Source organism: Ectothiorhodospira sp. PHS-1 (genome assembly GCF_000225005.1).
GTDB lineage: Bacteria > Pseudomonadota > Gammaproteobacteria > Ectothiorhodospirales > Ectothiorhodospiraceae > Ectothiorhodospira.
Genome location: NZ_AGBG01000014.1, coordinates 40555 through 56046, shown reverse-complemented (window position 1 = coordinate 56046; position 15492 = coordinate 40555). Strand labels below are relative to the sequence as shown.

Here is a 15492-nt window from a genome sequence, read left to right as displayed (position 1 = left end):
TCCAATCTACGTTAAATCAGTAGTGGTACCGGAGTTGGGCAAGGAGCAGTGCGTCATCCGTCACCTTGTAGACCATGCGGTGCTCGTCGTTAATTCGGCGGGACCAGTAACCAGCGAAACTATGTTTGAGGGGCTCCGGTTTGCCGACGCCTTCGAAGGGTTCTCGTTTCGTCTCCTTGATCAACGTGTTGATTCGGTTCAGGAGCTTTTTGTCGGTTTTCTGCCAGTACAGATAATCTTCCCAGGCGTTTTCGGAGAAGATGAGTTTCATTCAAAAAGTTCCTTTTCTTGGCCGCCGCCTTGCTCCAACTCGGCGACGGATTCCAGCAAACGACGGGCGTTCTTTGGTACGCGCAGGAGGTATGCAGTCTCTTGCAACGCCTCATAATCCTCAAGAGAGATCATTACCACGGACTGCGACTTGCTCCGGGTGATGATCACCGGAGAATGGTCTTCGCAAACCCGTTCCATGGTTTTTGCCAGGTTGGTTCTAGCGGCTGTGTAGCTGATGGCATCCATGGGGGCGCTCCTGTACAAGATGTTTATCATGTACAGAATAACGTACAACTAAGGATGTAACAATCGCAGCCATCATGGGAGCATCCACGTGCTGCGCGCATCGCTGCCCGTGGGCGGCCAGGGAAGAACCCTGTACCAGGAGTGCCATCCTCAGGCCAAGTACGCTAACCGCGAGATCCAGGAGGCCTTTTTGAAGCGCCTTTCGGAGGTTTTGCCCGCCGGAGTCTGCCCGGTGATCGTCACGGACGCCGGTTTCAAGAAACCCTGGTTCCGCGCCGTGGAAGCCTTGGGCTGGGACTGGGTGGGCCGAGCGCGAGGCCTGGTCCAGATGACGCGGCCAGGTGAGGATACTTGGCTCAATACCCGCCAATTGGGGTGCTTGCTGGATGAGAATCAGCCGACCTACATGGGCGCCTTTGCCATGACCCGAGACGATTCTCTGGTGTGTCAGGTGTATGGTCTGCGCAAGACTCTCCAGGGTCGCATTCATGCGACCCGCTCTGGCCAGCGGGCCCAGAGCAGTCAGAGTCGCGCGCATGCCGCTGGCAAACGGGAGCCCTGGGTGATTGCCACCTCCCTGCCTGAATGAGCATTATGGGCTTGGCGTGAATCGCTCCCGCTCCCGCTCCGCGCAACGATTTGACGTGCTGTTGCTGATTGCCGCCCTGGCCAGTTTTGCGGCCTGGTTGGTGGGTCTGGCAGCAGAGCATGAGGGACGCCACCGTCATTACCAGCCCAACACCGCGAAGCGACGGGTGTTATCCCATTTTTTCCTGGGCTTGAGGGTGTTGCGGCGAGAATCAGCCAACATCCTCGACGATACCCTAAACAGCATCAGGTCGGCCATACGAACCGTGTTTGCCGCCGGGATCCCTGCATGATTTCGTGGGGATACTCCAGGCGCTAATCGCCAAGACCTGGAAACGCCGGTAGTCCCTGAGTTCTTCATGCAGGCAAGGGCGACGGTACTTGGTCACAAAAACGATATGCAGCTTAATGTTATAAACGGCGTGAGAACGAGATTTAGTGCTACTTTCCATGGTTGCGCCTTGGTGGTTTTCATGGAACGATAGCAGGCATGGGCATGATCGGACATCGCTTTCGTTGCTATCCCGGTCGCCAGCAGGAAAATATCCTGCTGCGTTGGATTGGCTGTCAGCGATTCATCTATAACAGCAAGGTCAGAGAAGACCGTTATTTTCGTGCCTTTGCCCGAAAAGCCTTGTCGCTGACCGGGCAAAAACCACCCATCGACCAACAATACAGCCAGTTCATCGGACCCGATACGGCGTGGTTGCGGGAAGTGCCCTCCCAGGTGTTACGCAATGGCGCGGTCCGATGGAAACAAGCCTACAGTCGCTTCTTCCAGAAATTATCCGGTCGCCCAACGATTCATGGAAAAGGCGGCGAACAAGGCGTCTGGCTGACGCGGGAGTTATTTGCTTTCGAGGATGATGGCGAAGGGGGTTATCACCTTCGGGTCGGCACGAAAAAGCACCCGCTCGGTCGGTTGCGCTACGTCGCGGATCGGCCTCATGCATTGCCCGCCTCCATCGTCATCAGCATCAACGCCGGTCAGTGGCATGTGTCATTTGCCACCGAGGATGATGTGATCCACCCGCGCCCTGCAGAGATCCAGGCCGAGTTATCGCAGTGGGATGAGGCTTCATTGCACGCGGCCACCATCGGCGTGGATCGCGGCGTGGCGGTGCCTGCCTACGCCAGCACGGGATCGGTGTATGCCTTCGACCCGGTGCAAAAGCAGCGAATGGCCCGCAAGGATCGCCAGCGCCTTCGCTGGCAGCGTCGGATGGCGCGACGTGCCAAGGGCTCATCCGGCTGGCACAAGGCCAAAAAGCGCGTGGCCCGCACCCACACCTACGCCAACAACGTGCGCAAGGACTTTGCCCATAAGACAAGTCACGCATTGGTGACGGCGCCGGGGGTGAGGCTCGTGGTCATGGAAGACCTCAAGGTGGCCTCCATGAGTCGTCGCCCGAAGGCAAAGACCGACGAACGGGGGCGCCACGCACCTAACGGTGCCCGCGCCAAGGCGGGGCTCAACAAGGGCATCCTCCATAGCGCCTGGGGCAAGATCAGAACCTATGCCCAGTACAAGGCACCGAGAAACAACGTGCTGTTTCTCGTGGTGCCGCCGCACCATAGCTCGCAGGAATGTGCCGTTTGCGGCCACATTCATCCCGACAATCGGCTCAGTCAGAGCCGATTTGTCTGTCAACGCTGCGGGCAGACCGATCATGCCGACCACAACGCCAGCCGGGTGATTGCCCGACGCGGCGTCACAGCGGTGATCGGTCAGTGCAAATCTCTTCAACAGGTAGGGGCGGTGCGCCCCGAACCGCCGTTCCCGGACGGCTACGCCGGTGGAGATCAGGGTCAGTCGCAGAAGGGCAAGCGCCCAACTGCGCACAGATCATCGAAACCGGAAACCATGCCTACAACCGCTCAAGCGGTTTAGGGATGGTAGTTCATATACTATTCTTGATTGCATATCGTCCCAACGATTTTCGATAAGAAAGGATGCCCATGCGACCGTCTGTTGTGCTTGACATGAAGCGAAGCGCGGTGCGCGAAGCGGTCGGCCGCTTCCGCACTGCGAACCCGCGCGTCTTTGGTTCAGTGCTGCATGGCACCGACAGGGATGGCAGCGACCTCGATCTGCTGGTTGATGCGCTGCCGGGTGCCACGTTGTTAGACTTGGGCGATTTAGAGGAAGAACTGAAATCGCTGCTCGGCGTGGACGTCGATTTGCTGACCCCCGGCGACCTGCCGCCGAAGTTCCGGGCCAAGGTGCTTGCGGAGGCGCAGCCGGTATGAGCGAAAACCGCCTGGCCGATTACCTCGACCACATCCAGCAGGCTGCAACCGATGCGCGCAGCTTCGTGGAAGGGATGGCCAAGGACGACTTCCTGGCCGACAAGCGCACCCAGCAGGCCGTCATCATGAGCCTGATCGTCATCGGCGAGGCCGCCACAAAGGTGATGGAAGGCTACGCCGAGTTCACCCAGGCGCATGCCGACGTGCCGTGGCGCAGCATGCGCAATATGCGCAATCGCATGGCCCACGGCTATTTCGACATCAACCTCGATGTGGTGTGGGAGACGGTACAGAAATGGCTGCCGGCGTTGCTCCAGCAACTACCCGCTGTGCGCCAGGATACCGACGATGAAGACCGCAATGAATCTGGGATGGAGCCATGAATGGACTATCCATGTTGATCGGTTATGCGCGCGTCTCGACGCAGGATCAAAACCTTGAACTGCAATGCGAGGCCTTAGCCAAGGCCGGATGCAAGAAGATCTTTGAGGACAAGTTGAGTGGCACACGCGCCGAGCGTCCCGGCTTGGCCAAGACCCTCGAAATGCTGCGCGAGGGCGATACCCTGGTCGTGTGGAAGCTCGACCGGCTTGGCCGGTCGGTCAAGCAACTGGTCGATCTGGTCGGCGAGTTGCACAAGCAAGGCGTTCACTTCAGGAGCCTGACCGATTCCATCGATACCAGCACGCCATCCGGGCACTTCTTCTTCCACATCATGGCCAGCCTGGCCAAGATGGAGCGCGAGCTGACCGTCGAGCGCACCCGCGCCGGGCTGGAAGTCGCCAAGCAACTTGGCCGCAAGGGCGGTCGCAAGCCCAAGATGACCGACAGCAAGATCGAGTCGGCCAAGAAGCTGCTGGCCAGCGAGGTGCCACCCAAGGACGTGGCCAAGAACCTCGGCGTGTCCATTCCGACGCTGTACCGCTGGGTGCCAGCATCAGCGCAGACTTAGCGTACGTTGCGATCCGTTTTCTGAAGCGACCCCAACAACATCTGCGCCGGCTCAATCCTTCCTGTCCACTTCCCCATCCGCCGCCTGCCCGGCGGCGCCGTCCGGGGGTGCGTCGTAGGTGCTCCAGCCGTAGGGACGGCCGGTGGGGGGCAGTTCCGGTTTTTTCTCCGGGTGCTGGTGCAGATAGGCCTTGGCCACGAAATGGGCGGTCACCGGGGCGGTAATGAACAGAAAGGCCGTGATCAGCACTTCATGGATGGATATCTTGCTCTCGATTCCCCAGAAATACAGCATGGAGGCCACTAGCGCGCCGCCCACGCCCAGGGTGGTGGCCTTGGTGGGGGCGTGCAGACGGCTCATGAGATCCGGCAACTTCACCAGTCCCACGGAACCCACGATGACGAAACACCCCCCCACCACGATCAGCAGGGAGATCACCAATTCAAGCCAGAATGCCATGGTCATGCCTCCCGATCACTCGATCACGTCGCCGCGCAGGACGAAGCGGCAATAGGCGACGGTGGAAATGAAACCGAACATGGCCAGCAACAGGGCCGCCTCGAAATACAGGGTGGTCTGCTGCTGGATGCCGTAGAGGATGATCAGGGCGATGGCATTGATCATCATGGTGTCCACCGCCAGTACCCGGTCCATCAGGGTCGGCCCCTGCACCAGGCGCCAGAGGTTGAGCATCAGCGCCAGGCAGACGGCAAAGAAGCCGAAGGTCAGTGCATAACCAATCATGGGAAGATCTCCTTGAGCCGGGCTTCATAGCGGGTCTTCATCTGCATCACCGCCTCCTCCGCGTCCGGGGCGTCCAGGCAGTGCACCAGCAGGCTACGGCCATCGGCGGACAGGTCGCTGCTGACGGTGCCGGGGGTCATGGAGATGGTGCCGGCCAGGACGGTGATGGCCTCCGGGGACTTCAGGTCCAGGGGCACGGTCACCCAGCGGGTCTTGAGGCTTTCCGGGGGATGGAACAGGATCAGGCGGGCCACGATGACATTGGCCACGACCACGTCCCAGGCCACCAGCAGCATGAAGGACAGGGCCTTGCCGTAGGCCCGGATGGGGGGGCGTTCCGGCCAGAAGCTGCTGGTGATGATGGGGATGACCACGCCCAGGATGAGGCCCATGACCAGGCCGCCCAGGGTGAAGCTGTTGAGCAGCAGCATCCACAGGAGCACCAGGGTCAGGGTCATCAGGGGGTGGGGCAGCCACCGCTCCCAGAATGTCCGTTTGTGCCGTTTGTCTGCCATCGGGCGGATACCTGTCTAGAGGATACGGTAAGGATTTTGATGGGTCCGGCGGCGCTGGTGCGCTAGTCCAGCACGGCGCCGATGTAGGCGCGCGTCTCGAACAGCTGCGCCGCCGTCGCGTCCAGGTAGCCCGTCACCGGTCCGGCAAAGACCGTCAGGAATACCAGTGACGCCAGCAGCAGGCCGACGGCCACGAATGACAACGCGCCCGATTCCGGTGCCCCGTCGGTCTCCAGGCGCCCCTCCACCGCGGCACTCTTCCAGAACAGGGTGCTCCCGCCCCGACCGAAACCGATGATGGCCAGCAGGGAGGTCACCAGGATCAGGGACCAGATCCAGATCACGGCGTCGCTGTCCCGGGCCGCGTCCAGGATCAGCAGCTTGCCCAGAAAACCCGCCAGGGGCGGCATGCCCACCATGGCGATGGCCGCAAGGAAGAATCCGCCGGCAATCAGTCCGGCCTGGGCGAAGGTGGGCGCCACCACCAGATCATCCCCCAGCCCCGGACGCCGGTCCACCACCAACCCGACGATGAGGAACAGGGTCGCCGCCGCCAGGGTGGAATGGAGCAGGTAGTACAGGCCCGCCGACAGGGCCTCGGGGGTGAACAGGGACACCGCCGTGAGCAGGGTGCCCATGGAGCCGATGACGCCGAAGCTGACCATCTGGCCCAGACTGCGGGAGGCCAGCACACCCACCATGCCCACCACCAGGGTGACCAGGGCCGCCGGCAGCAGCCAGTCGGCGGCGATGCCCGCCGCCTCCCCCGCCCCGTCACCGAAGACCAGGGTATACATGCGGATGATGGAATAGGCACCCACCTTGGTCATGATGGCGAACAGCGCGGCCACCGGCGCCGGCGCCAGGGCGTAGGTGCCCGGCAGCCAGAACTGTACCGGCACCAGGGCGGCCTTGACGCCGAACACCAGCAGCAGCAACAGGGCGCCGGTCTGCAGCAAGGCCTGTTCGGAGGCGCCCACTTCCGGCACCCGCAGGGCCAGATCCGCCATGTTGAGGGTGCCGGTGACGCCGTAGATCAGGCCGATGGCCACCAGGAAGACCGACGAACCCACCAGGTTGACCACCACGTATTGCACTCCCGCCCGCATCCTGGCCGGGCCGCCGCCATGGACCATCAGGCCGTAGGAGGCAATCAGCAGGATCTCGAAGAACACGAACAGGTTGAACAGGTCGCCGGTGAGAAAGGCACCGTTGATGCCCATCAGCTGCAACTGGAACAGGGCATGAAAGTGTCGCCCGTGTCGGTCCCAGCCGTCGATGGCATAGAGCACCACCACCAGCCCGAGCACCGCCGTGAGTACCAGCATCAGCGCCGAGAGCTGGTCCAGCACCAGGACGATACCGAACGGCATGGGCCAGTTGCCCAGGGCATACATCTGGGTCTGACCGTCGGCGGCCATGCCCATGAGGATGCCGCCCAGCAGCAGCATGATCACCGCCGAGGCCACGGAGAAGACCCGCGCCAGGACGATGTCGTGACGCACCGCCAGCACGATCATGGGTGCCACCACCGCCGGCACCAGGATGGGAAGAATGATCCAGTGATTCATGAGTGATCCGCCTTCTCGCTACCCTCGGACCGGCTCAGGTCCACGTGATCGCTGTCGCTCTCCAGATAGGCCCGCAGGGCCATGGCCACCACCACCGCCGTCATGCCGAAGGAAATGACGATGGCGGTCAGCACCAGGGCCTGGGGCAAGGGATCCGCATAGCCCAGGGCCTCGTCACTGATGACCGGGGGCAGATTGACCGACAGCCGCCCCATGGCAAACAGGAAGAAGTTCACGGCATAGGTGAGCAGGGTCAGACCCAGGATCACCGGGTAGGTCCTGGCCCGCAATAACAGGTAGACCCCGGCGGCGGTCAGCACACCCACGGAACTGGCAACGATGAATTCCATACGCTCGTTCTCTCTTGATCAGCGGGACCGCACCGAGGACACCGGGGCAGACGGGTCCACGTCCATGGGGCCTTCATTATCGGGCCGATGACTGGACAGGCTGCCCAGGCGGGACAGGTTCGCCAGCGCCAGCATCACACCCCCGACCACGGTGAGGAAGACACCGATATCGAAGGGCAATGCACTGGCCAGTTCCACCTCCCCGATCAGGGGTATATGGACATAGGTGTAGGCCGAGGTGAGGAAGGGGTAATCCCACAGCATGGCAACGATGCCGGTGGCTCCGGCCACCAGCACCCCGACGCCGATCATGGCGTCATAGTCCACCCGCACCCGGCGGGCGGCCCACTGGAAGCCACTGGCCATGTACTGCATGATCAGGGCGATGGAAACCACCAGGCCGCCGATGAAACCGCCGCCCGGCATGTTATGCCCCCGCAGCATGATGTACAGACCCACCATCAGCGCCAGCGGCAGCATCAACCGGGTGGCCACCACCATCATCATGGGATGTCGATCCGCCGACTGGGGCTGATCCGGTACCCAGGCCGCCAGCCGGGCACCGGCACGGCCCCGAACCGCTCCATCCAGCAGGGCGTAGATGGCCAGGGCCGCGATGCCCAGCACGATGATTTCGCCGAAGGTGTCAAAGCCGCGGAAGTCCACCAGGATCACGTTCACCACGTTGGTGCCGCCGCCGCCGGGCACGGATTCGTCCAGGAAGAAGGTGGAAATACTGGTGAAGTCGCGGGTGATCACCGCCCAGCACAGGGCACCCACGCCCAGACCCGCCAGGACGGCGATGATGCCGTCGCGCACCTTGCGTGCCCCGTCGCTCTCGGCGGGCGTCTGCTTGGGCAGGAAGTACAGGGCCAGCAGGATCAGGATGGTGGTCACCACTTCCACCGAGATCTGGGTCAGGGCCAGGTCCGGCGCGGAGAAGTACAAAAAGCCCACCGAGACGATCAGACCGGCCACGCTCACCGCCACCAGGGCCAGCAGGCGCTGGCGGTGCAGCAGCAGGGCGACGGCGCAGACCCCCAGCAACAGGATCCAGGCGATCACGGCCACCGGCGTGGCCGGCAGCAGTTCGCGGCTACCGACGCCGTGGGAAGCATTCATGAAGGCGGCAAAGCCCAGCACCACGAAACCGCCGACCATGAAGGCCAGATAGCGCTGCAGGGAGCCGTTATGCAGGCTCAGGATGGCCCACTGGGCGGCACGGACCAGGGCGGCCATGCCGGTATCGAACATGCCCTTGGCGTCGGGGTGAGGTCCGGCCTGCCAGCGGGCGCGCACCAAGGTGTAGCGCCAGATCAGGAACAGGCCACCCGCCAGTGCCGCCATGGACATGAACAGGGCCGGGGTCAGGCCGTGCCAGATGGACAGGTAAAAATCCGGCAGGGGTGCGCCGGTGACCGCCGTCGCCGTGACACGGACCAGCGGACCGGCCAGGGCCTCCGGGAACAAACCGATGAGGATCACCAGGGATACCAGGAAGGCCGGCGGCAGCCAGAACCCCGCCGGCGGATCGTGGGGCGTATGGGGATAATCGTCCCGCTTCGGCCCCAGGAAGACATGGGCGATATAGCGGAAGGAATAGGCCACGGAGAACAGGGCGCCCAGGGTGGCGGCCAGGGGGATGATCCAGCCCTGCCCGGCCCAGGTGGCATGCACCGCCTCTTCCAGCATCATTTCCTTGGAGAGGAACCCGTTGAGCAACGGCACCCCGGCCATGGAGGCCGCGGCCACCATGGCCAGGGTGGCGGTGATGGGCATCAGGGTCATCAATCCGCCCAGGCGTTTGATGTCACGGGTACCGGCCTCGTGATCGACGATGCCGGCGTTCATGAACAGGGCGGCCTTGAAGGTGGCGTGATTGAGGATATGGAACACCCCGGCCACGGCCGCCATGGGCGTGGCCAGGCCGAAGAGCATGGTGACGAGTCCCAGGTGGCTCACGGTGGAGTAGGCCAACAGGCCCTTGAGGTCATCCTTGAACAGGGCGATGCCCGCGGCCAGCACCATGGTGAAGAGCCCGGTAGTGGTCACCAGATAGAACCAGGCATCGGTGCCCGCCAGCACCGGCCACATCCGGGCCAGCAGGAAGATCCCCGCCTTGACCATGGTGGCCGAGTGCAGGTAGGCGGACACCGGCGTGGGCGCGGCCATGGCATGGGGCAGCCAGAAATGGAACGGGAACTGGGCGCTCTTGGTGAAGCAGCCGATCAGGATCAGGATCAGGGCCGGCAGATACAGGGGGGAGGCCTGGATCAGTTCGGCGTTCTGCAGGATCACCGTCAGGTCATAGGAGCCGACGATGTTGCCCAGGATGAGCATGCCGGCAATCATGGCCAGACCACCGCCCCCGGTCACGGCCAGGGCCATGCGCGCCCCCTGGCGCCCTTCCGGCAGATGCTTCCAGTAGCCGATGAGCAGGAAGGACGACAGGCTGGTCAGTTCCCAGAAAATCAGCAGCAGCAGGATGTTGTCCGACAGCACGATACCCACCATGGCGCCCTGGAACAGCAGCAGGTAGGTATAGAAGTTGCCCATGGGGTCTTTCTCGGACAGATAGAACCGGGCGTAGATGATGATCAGAAGGCCGATGCCCAGGATCAGGCTGGCGAACAGGAAACCCAGGCCGTCGAGAAAGAAATTGACGTTCAGTCCCAGCTGGGGAAGCCATTGCCAGCCCACCTGCACGATCTCGCCGCGAAACACGGCCGGGGCATGGGACATGAGCAGGCCGAAGGCCAGCAGGGTGACCGAGCCGGTGGCGATGGCGCAGGCATTGCGTCCGGCGCGGATCATCAGCGCAGGCAGCAGCGCGCCGAGGAAAGGCAATATGACGATCAACGCAAGGTTCATTGGGTCACCCGAATTGAGGGACGTGCACGACAAACCGTCGCCGTGAACACCAGGGTGTCCGGCACGGAAATGTCCTCGATCATAATTTAGGTTGGAAGGGGCAGCCGCCCCGGCCCGGCCCGGCCCGGCCGGTAACTTTACCCAATCAGGATCGGGGAAACCAGCCCGAAAACTCGGGTTTTTCAAACCTGCCCAAAGAGATGCCACAACAGGAACCCGCCATACACCCCCAGGAGCACCAGGCTCAGGATGGTGATGGGACGCACCCCCTTCTGCTCCGGCACCGGTAACCCCTGGGCCTGCAGGCGCCGGTGCTGAAGCCAGCGTTTCAGGCGCCACCAGGCAAACAGAATCAGGATCAGCAGGGTCAGAAACTTGAGCATGCGACGCGTGGCCCTCGCAATATTAGTAGTGAGTGATATACTTCAGGGGCCATTTCCAACACGGAGTACCGCTTACCATGAAGCACCTGAAGACTGGATTGATCGCCCTGGTGATGCTGCTGGCCCTGGCGCCCCTGGCCCAGCTCGCCGCCGCCGAAGACAACCGCGTTCTGGTGACCGTCAACAGCGGTGAACCCCAGACCCAGGCCATGGCCATGATCCTGACCCGCCAGCTGGTGGAACGGGGCGCCACGGTACAGGTTCTGCTGTGCGACCAGGGCGGCGTGATGGGGACCAAGGCCTATGACGGCCCGGTGATGAAAGGCCCCGATGCCACCGCGCAGCAGATCATGCGCGGCGTGATGCAGGCCGGCGCCAAGGTCAGTGTCTGCGCCCTGTTCCTGCCCAACAGCGACTTCACCCGGGATGATCTCATTGACGGCGTGGATGTGGCCACCCCGCCCCAAATGGGTGAGTTCATGATCCACGGGACCCGTTTCCTGAACTTCTGACCCAGCACGCGGACCATTCACGCCCGCCGGCCCATCCGTTTTCGGATGGGCTTTTTTTGTGCCTTGGGCGAAGCCACGGAAAATGCTCAATCGTCGGAGGCAACCCTGACACAGTCACGCCCCGCATCCTTGGCAACATACAGGGCAGCATCCGCCCTTCTGAGCAGGACTTTGCGGGTATCACCCTCACGATAACAGGCCACGCCGAAACTCAGGGTGACAGGCCCCACAACCGGGTGAGCATAGCGGCCGATGCCCGCCCTGACCCGCTCCGCCAGTTCCACCGCATCCTGCAGATGCGTCTTGGGCACCAGGATCAGGAATTCCTCGCCGCCCCAGCGGATGGCTGAATCCGAGCGCCTGACCAGATCCTGCAGCAGCTGACCCACCCGTGACAGCACCTGGTCCCCTACCCCGTGACCATGCTTGTCATTGATGCTCTTGAAATGGTCGATATCGGCCATGATGACACTGAACCCCTCGGCGTAACGCCCTGCCCGATACCACTCCCGCTCCAGCAACTGTTCACCGAAGCTGCGATTGGGCAGGCCGGTCAGCAGGTCGATGGTGGCCATCCGGCGCAGGGTCTGCTCCATGCGCACCCGCTCGCTGATGTCCTTGCCCGTACTCATGTAATGAGTGATCTCGCCGTACTCGTCCCGGACCGGCGTGATGGTCTGCTCCAGATGGAACAGACTGCCGTCCCTGGCCTTGTTGACGAAGGTGGCGCGAAAAGGCTGACTGGAGTCCAGGGTGTCCCATAATTGCTTGTAAAATGCGCCGTCGTGATGGCCGGATTTCAGGATGGCGGGGGTCTTGCCGATCACGTCCTCTCGACGGTAGCCGGTCTGCTTCTCGAAGGCACGATTCACATACACGATGGTGCCGTTCCGGTCCGTCATCACCACCTGATCCGAATTGGCCTCCAGGGCATTGGCCATCAGGTTGCGCTCGTATTCAGCACGGACCTTCTCCGTCAGGTCCCGCTGCACGGAGACGAAATGGGTGATCAGTCCCTTGTCGTCCCGGATGGGCGAGATATTCCACTCTACGTAATAGCAGCTGCCGTCCTTGCGGTAATTGACCATATTGCCGATGAAGAACTCGCCTGCCTTCAGGCATCGGCGCAGCCGTTCGATGGTATCAAGGTCGGTACGCGGCCCCTGCAGGATGCGCGGTGTCTTGCCGATGAGTTCCTGCCACGTGTAACCCGTCATGTCGCAGAAGGCCTGATTCACGAACAAAATCCGTGGCCCGGGCATTTCCAGCAGGGCATCGGTGACCACCACGGCATTGAACGATTGTTCAATCGCCGCCTTGAGCATCTGGTCGGACAAGGTCAGGGCCATTCGGCGCTCCGGTTATTCGGTCCACGGGGAAGTGAGTACACGGATTCCCGTAGCCGCCATGATACCCGATCACACCCCTCTCACCATGTACCGGCATCCGACAAACGCTACCGTCAAGTATGCCGCGATCACTGTATAATCGCCCTTCTCACGGTTGAGGGCCTTGTCTTCTCCGGTTCAGCCTCAAGGATTTCAAGCGAGTTGCCAATGATGAACACTGAATACCGCAAAAACCTGCCAGGAACAGCGCTGGATTATTTCGACACCCGCGCCGCCGTCGAGGCCATCCAGCCCGGTGCCTACGACACGCTCCCCTATACCGCCCGCGTCCTGGCGGAAAACCTGGTGCGCCGCTGCGAGCCCGAAGGACTCACCGACGCACTCAGGCAGATCATCGAGCGCAAGCGTGAACTGGACTTCCCCTGGTTCCCCGCCCGTGTGGTCTGCCACGACATCCTGGGCCAGACCGCCCTGGTGGACCTGGCCGGTCTGCGGGACGCCATCGCCGAAAAAGGCGGCGATCCGGCCAAGGTCAACCCGGTGGTACCCACCCAGCTGATCGTGGATCACTCCCTGGCGGTGGAACACGGCGGCTTTGAACCCGACGCCTTCGAGAAGAACCGGGCCATCGAGGACCGTCGCAACGAAGACCGCTTCCACTTCATCAACTGGACCAAGCAGGCCTTCCGCAATGTGGACGTGATCCCCCCCGGCAACGGCATCATGCACCAGATCAATCTGGAAAAGATGTCGCCGGTGATCCAGGTCCGCGACGGCGTGGCCTTCCCGGACACCTGCGTGGGTACCGACAGCCATACCCCCATGGTGGATGCCCTGGGCGTGATCTCCGTGGGCGTGGGCGGCCTGGAGGCCGAAAGCGTGATGCTGGGCCGGGCCTCCATGATGCGCCTGCCCGACATCGTCGGCGTGGAACTCACCGGCAGGTTGAAGCCGGGCATCACCGGCACCGACATGGTGCTGGCCCTGACCGCCTTCCTGCGTCGGGAGCGGGTGGTGGGCGCCTATCTGGAATTCTTCGGCGAGGGTGCCGATGCCCTCACCGTGGGTGATCGGGCCACCATCGCCAACATGACGCCGGAATACGGCGCCACCGCCGCCATGTTCTACATCGACGGCCAGACCATCGACTACCTCAAGCTCACCGGCCGTGACGACGCCCAGGTGGCCCTGGTGGAGACCTACGCCAAGGCGGCCGGCCTGTGGGCCGACAGCCTCAAGGGCGCCGAATACGAGCGGGTGCTGCGTTTTGACCTGTCCGCCGTGGAACGCACCCTGGCCGGTCCCTCCAACCCCCATGCCCAGCTGCCCACCCGGGAACTGGCCAGCCGTGGCATTGCCGGGGCCTGGACCGAGGAGCCGGGCAAGATGCCCGACGGGGCCGTGATCATCGCCGCCATCACCAGCTGCACCAACACCTCCAACCCTCGCAACATGGTGGCGGCGGGCCTGATCGCCCGCAATGCCAACCGGCTGGGCCTGACCCGCAAGCCCTGGGTCAAGTCCTCCCTGGCGCCCGGTTCCAAGACGGTGAAGATGTACCTGGAAGCAGCCGGCCTGCTGCCGGAACTGGAGCAGCTGGGCTTTGGCGTGGTGGCGTTCGCCTGCACCACCTGCAACGGCATGTCCGGCGCGCTGGACCCGAAGATTCAGCAGGAGATCATCGACCGCGACCTCTACGCCACCGCTGTGCTCTCCGGCAACCGCAATTTCGACGGCCGCATTCACCCCTATGCCAAGCAGGCCTTCCTGGCCTCCCCGCCCCTGGTGGTGGCCTATGCCATCGCCGGGACCATCCGCTTCGACATCGAGAAGGATGTGCTGGGACACGATGCCGACGGCAATCCCGTCACTCTCAAGGATATCTGGCCCAGCGACGAGGAAATCGACGCCATCGTGCGTGCCAGCGTCAAGCCCGAGCAGTTCCGGGAGGTCTACATTCCCATGTTCGAGGCCCGGGACCAGGGCACCGAGACCGTCAGCCCCCTCTACAATTGGCGTCCCATGAGCACCTACATCCGCCGCCCTCCCTACTGGGAGGGCGCCCTGGCCGGTGAGCGCACCCTCAAGGGCATGCGCCCGCTGGCGGTGCTGGGTGACAACATCACCACCGACCACCTGTCGCCGTCCAACGCCATTCTGGCCAGCAGTGCCGCCGGGGAATACCTGGCGAAAATGGGTCTGCCGGAGGAAGACTTCAATTCCTACGCCACCCATCGCGGGGACCACCTGACCGCCCAGCGTGCCACCTTTGCCAACCCCAAACTGCTCAACGAGATGGTGCGGGATGAAAACGGCCAGGTGAAGCAGGGTTCCCTGGCCCGGATCGAGCCGGAAGGCCAGGTGACCCGCATGTGGGAAGCCATCGAGACCTACATGGCCCGCAAACAGCCCCTGATCATCATCGCCGGTGCCGACTACGGTCAGGGTTCCTCCCGCGACTGGGCGGCCAAGGGCGTGCGTCTGGCGGGGGTGGAGGCCATCGTTGCCGAGGGCTTTGAGCGCATCCATCGCACCAACCTGATCGGCATGGGCGTGCTGCCGCTGGAATTCCAGCCGGGCACCAACCGCAACACCCTGGCCCTCGACGGCACCGAAACCTATGATGTGATCGGTGAGCGCAAGCCGCGCACCACCCTCACCCTGGTGATCCATCGTCGCAACGGTGAGCGGGTGGACGTGCCGGTGACCTGCCGGCTGGATACGGCGGAAGAGGTCTCCATCTACGATGCCGGTGGTGTCCTGCAGCGTTTTGCCCAGGACTTCCTGGAATCGGAAAACGCCGCCTGAGCCACTGCAGGCCCCTCTCCCCTTGCGGGAGAGGGGTGTTCACCCATCCAAAGCCCTGAGTTGTTGCCAGGATTTCCAGG

Annotated in this window: 18 protein-coding genes; 8 read left to right on the top strand and 10 right to left on the bottom strand. The window is 62.8% G+C overall.

The window, feature by feature from the left end; translation table 11 throughout:
* Positions 1-16: 16 nt before the first annotated feature.
* Complete coding sequence (locus tag ECTPHS_RS07770) at positions 17-271, bottom strand: Txe/YoeB family addiction module toxin (protein ID WP_008932171.1); 255 nt, start codon at positions 269-271, stop codon at positions 17-19.
* Positions 268-519 (bottom strand): type II toxin-antitoxin system Phd/YefM family antitoxin, encoded by a 252-nt coding sequence (locus ECTPHS_RS07765; protein WP_008932170.1) that lies wholly within the window; start codon positions 517-519, stop codon positions 268-270. Before ECTPHS_RS07765 ends, ECTPHS_RS07770 begins: the two co-directional genes overlap by 4 nt.
* Before the next feature lie 88 nt (positions 520-607).
* Between ECTPHS_RS07765 and ECTPHS_RS07760 the strand changes: the two genes are divergently transcribed.
* The 6 genes from ECTPHS_RS07760 (at position 608) to ECTPHS_RS07735 (ending at position 4309) form a co-directional block, all read left to right on the top strand.
* Positions 608-1108, top strand: coding sequence for a hypothetical protein (locus ECTPHS_RS07760; RefSeq protein ID WP_008932169.1), 501 nt, complete (start codon positions 608-610; stop codon positions 1106-1108).
* A 16-nt stretch (positions 1109-1124) separates the two neighbouring features.
* Positions 1125-1400: a hypothetical protein gene (locus tag ECTPHS_RS07755; protein WP_008932168.1), complete on the top strand. Its 276-nt coding sequence runs from the start codon at positions 1125-1127 to the stop codon at positions 1398-1400.
* Between the two features lie 203 nt (positions 1401-1603).
* Complete coding sequence (locus ECTPHS_RS07750) at positions 1604-2998, top strand: transposase (protein ID WP_246828339.1); 1395 nt, start codon at positions 1604-1606, stop codon at positions 2996-2998.
* A gap of 68 nt (positions 2999-3066) precedes the next feature.
* Positions 3067-3357, top strand: coding sequence for a nucleotidyltransferase family protein (locus ECTPHS_RS07745; protein WP_008932166.1), 291 nt, complete (start codon positions 3067-3069; stop codon positions 3355-3357).
* Positions 3354-3740 carry a DUF86 domain-containing protein gene (locus ECTPHS_RS07740; protein ID WP_008932165.1) on the top strand — a complete coding sequence of 129 codons (387 nt, stop codon included), beginning with the start codon at positions 3354-3356 and terminating at the stop codon, positions 3738-3740. The genes ECTPHS_RS07745 and ECTPHS_RS07740 overlap by 4 nt, the downstream gene beginning before the upstream one ends.
* A gap of 11 nt (positions 3741-3751) precedes the next feature.
* Positions 3752-4309, top strand: coding sequence for a recombinase family protein (locus tag ECTPHS_RS07735; RefSeq protein ID WP_008932164.1), 558 nt, complete (start codon positions 3752-3754; stop codon positions 4307-4309).
* 51 nt (positions 4310-4360) lie between these two features.
* On the opposite strand, the gene ECTPHS_RS07730 is transcribed toward ECTPHS_RS07735, so the two are convergent.
* From ECTPHS_RS07730 to ECTPHS_RS07700, 7 genes are all read right to left on the bottom strand, one after another.
* Complete coding sequence (locus ECTPHS_RS07730; RefSeq protein WP_050814231.1) at positions 4361-4768, bottom strand: Na+/H+ antiporter subunit G; 408 nt, start codon at positions 4766-4768, stop codon at positions 4361-4363.
* Between the two features lie 15 nt (positions 4769-4783).
* On the bottom strand, positions 4784-5053 hold the full coding sequence (locus tag ECTPHS_RS07725) for a K+/H+ antiporter subunit F (protein ID WP_008932162.1): 270 nt from the start codon (positions 5051-5053) through the stop codon (positions 4784-4786).
* Positions 5050-5568 (bottom strand): Na+/H+ antiporter subunit E, encoded by a 519-nt coding sequence (locus ECTPHS_RS07720; RefSeq protein ID WP_008932161.1) that lies wholly within the window; start codon positions 5566-5568, stop codon positions 5050-5052. Before ECTPHS_RS07720 ends, ECTPHS_RS07725 begins: the two co-directional genes overlap by 4 nt.
* Positions 5569-5630: 62 nt before the next feature.
* Positions 5631-7139: a monovalent cation/H+ antiporter subunit D gene (locus tag ECTPHS_RS07715; RefSeq protein ID WP_008932160.1), complete on the bottom strand. Its 1509-nt coding sequence runs from the start codon at positions 7137-7139 to the stop codon at positions 5631-5633.
* A complete protein-coding gene (locus ECTPHS_RS07710) occupies positions 7136-7489 on the bottom strand; it encodes a Na+/H+ antiporter subunit C (RefSeq protein WP_008932159.1) in 354 nt (117 codons plus the stop codon). The genes ECTPHS_RS07715 and ECTPHS_RS07710 overlap by 4 nt, the downstream gene beginning before the upstream one ends.
* Positions 7490-7507: 18 nt before the next feature.
* Positions 7508-10360: a monovalent cation/H+ antiporter subunit A gene (locus ECTPHS_RS07705; RefSeq protein ID WP_040405486.1), complete on the bottom strand. Its 2853-nt coding sequence runs from the start codon at positions 10358-10360 to the stop codon at positions 7508-7510.
* A gap of 182 nt (positions 10361-10542) precedes the next feature.
* Complete coding sequence (locus tag ECTPHS_RS07700; RefSeq protein WP_008932157.1) at positions 10543-10743, bottom strand: hypothetical protein; 201 nt, start codon at positions 10741-10743, stop codon at positions 10543-10545.
* 77 nt (positions 10744-10820) lie between these two features.
* Here ECTPHS_RS07700 and ECTPHS_RS07695 point away from each other — a divergent pair, with 77 nt between their 5' ends.
* Entirely contained in the window at positions 10821-11255 is a 435-nt protein-coding gene (locus ECTPHS_RS07695) for a hypothetical protein (RefSeq protein WP_008932156.1), read from the top strand.
* A gap of 86 nt (positions 11256-11341) precedes the next feature.
* Here ECTPHS_RS07695 and ECTPHS_RS07690 read toward each other — a convergent pair whose 3' ends face one another.
* Positions 11342-12604, bottom strand: coding sequence for a diguanylate cyclase (locus tag ECTPHS_RS07690; protein ID WP_008932155.1), 1263 nt, complete (start codon positions 12602-12604; stop codon positions 11342-11344).
* Positions 12605-12814: 210 nt separating this feature from the next.
* On the opposite strand from ECTPHS_RS07690, the gene acnD reads away from it, so the two are divergent.
* Positions 12815-15412 carry a Fe/S-dependent 2-methylisocitrate dehydratase AcnD gene (gene acnD, locus ECTPHS_RS07685; RefSeq protein ID WP_008932154.1) on the top strand — a complete coding sequence of 866 codons (2598 nt, stop codon included), beginning with the start codon at positions 12815-12817 and terminating at the stop codon, positions 15410-15412.
* Positions 15413-15492: the final 80 nt, after the last annotated feature.

Coding starts and splice junctions, on each gene's coding strand:
- ECTPHS_RS07740 (WP_008932165.1), top strand. CDS start 3,354: ATGAGCGAAAACCGCCTGGCCGATTACCTCGACCACATCCAGCAGGCT.
- ECTPHS_RS07690 (WP_008932155.1), bottom strand. CDS start 12,604: ATGGCCCTGACCTTGTCCGACCAGATGCTCAAGGCGGCGATTGAACAA.
- ECTPHS_RS07705 (WP_040405486.1), bottom strand. CDS start 10,360: ATGAACCTTGCGTTGATCGTCATATTGCCTTTCCTCGGCGCGCTGCTG.
- ECTPHS_RS07765 (WP_008932170.1), bottom strand. CDS start 519: ATGGATGCCATCAGCTACACAGCCGCTAGAACCAACCTGGCAAAAACC.
- ECTPHS_RS07700 (WP_008932157.1), bottom strand. CDS start 10,743: ATGCTCAAGTTTCTGACCCTGCTGATCCTGATTCTGTTTGCCTGGTGG.
- ECTPHS_RS07695 (WP_008932156.1), top strand. CDS start 10,821: ATGAAGCACCTGAAGACTGGATTGATCGCCCTGGTGATGCTGCTGGCC.
- ECTPHS_RS07720 (WP_008932161.1), bottom strand. CDS start 5,568: ATGGCAGACAAACGGCACAAACGGACATTCTGGGAGCGGTGGCTGCCC.
- ECTPHS_RS07770 (WP_008932171.1), bottom strand. CDS start 271: ATGAAACTCATCTTCTCCGAAAACGCCTGGGAAGATTATCTGTACTGG.
- ECTPHS_RS07710 (WP_008932159.1), bottom strand. CDS start 7,489: ATGGAATTCATCGTTGCCAGTTCCGTGGGTGTGCTGACCGCCGCCGGG.
- ECTPHS_RS07750 (WP_246828339.1), top strand. CDS start 1,604: ATGATCGGACATCGCTTTCGTTGCTATCCCGGTCGCCAGCAGGAAAAT.
- ECTPHS_RS07730 (WP_050814231.1), bottom strand. CDS start 4,768: ATGGCATTCTGGCTTGAATTGGTGATCTCCCTGCTGATCGTGGTGGGG.
- ECTPHS_RS07745 (WP_008932166.1), top strand. CDS start 3,067: ATGCGACCGTCTGTTGTGCTTGACATGAAGCGAAGCGCGGTGCGCGAA.
- acnD (WP_008932154.1), top strand. CDS start 12,815: ATGAACACTGAATACCGCAAAAACCTGCCAGGAACAGCGCTGGATTAT.
- ECTPHS_RS07725 (WP_008932162.1), bottom strand. CDS start 5,053: ATGATTGGTTATGCACTGACCTTCGGCTTCTTTGCCGTCTGCCTGGCG.
- ECTPHS_RS07735 (WP_008932164.1), top strand. CDS start 3,752: ATGTTGATCGGTTATGCGCGCGTCTCGACGCAGGATCAAAACCTTGAA.
- ECTPHS_RS07715 (WP_008932160.1), bottom strand. CDS start 7,139: ATGAATCACTGGATCATTCTTCCCATCCTGGTGCCGGCGGTGGTGGCA.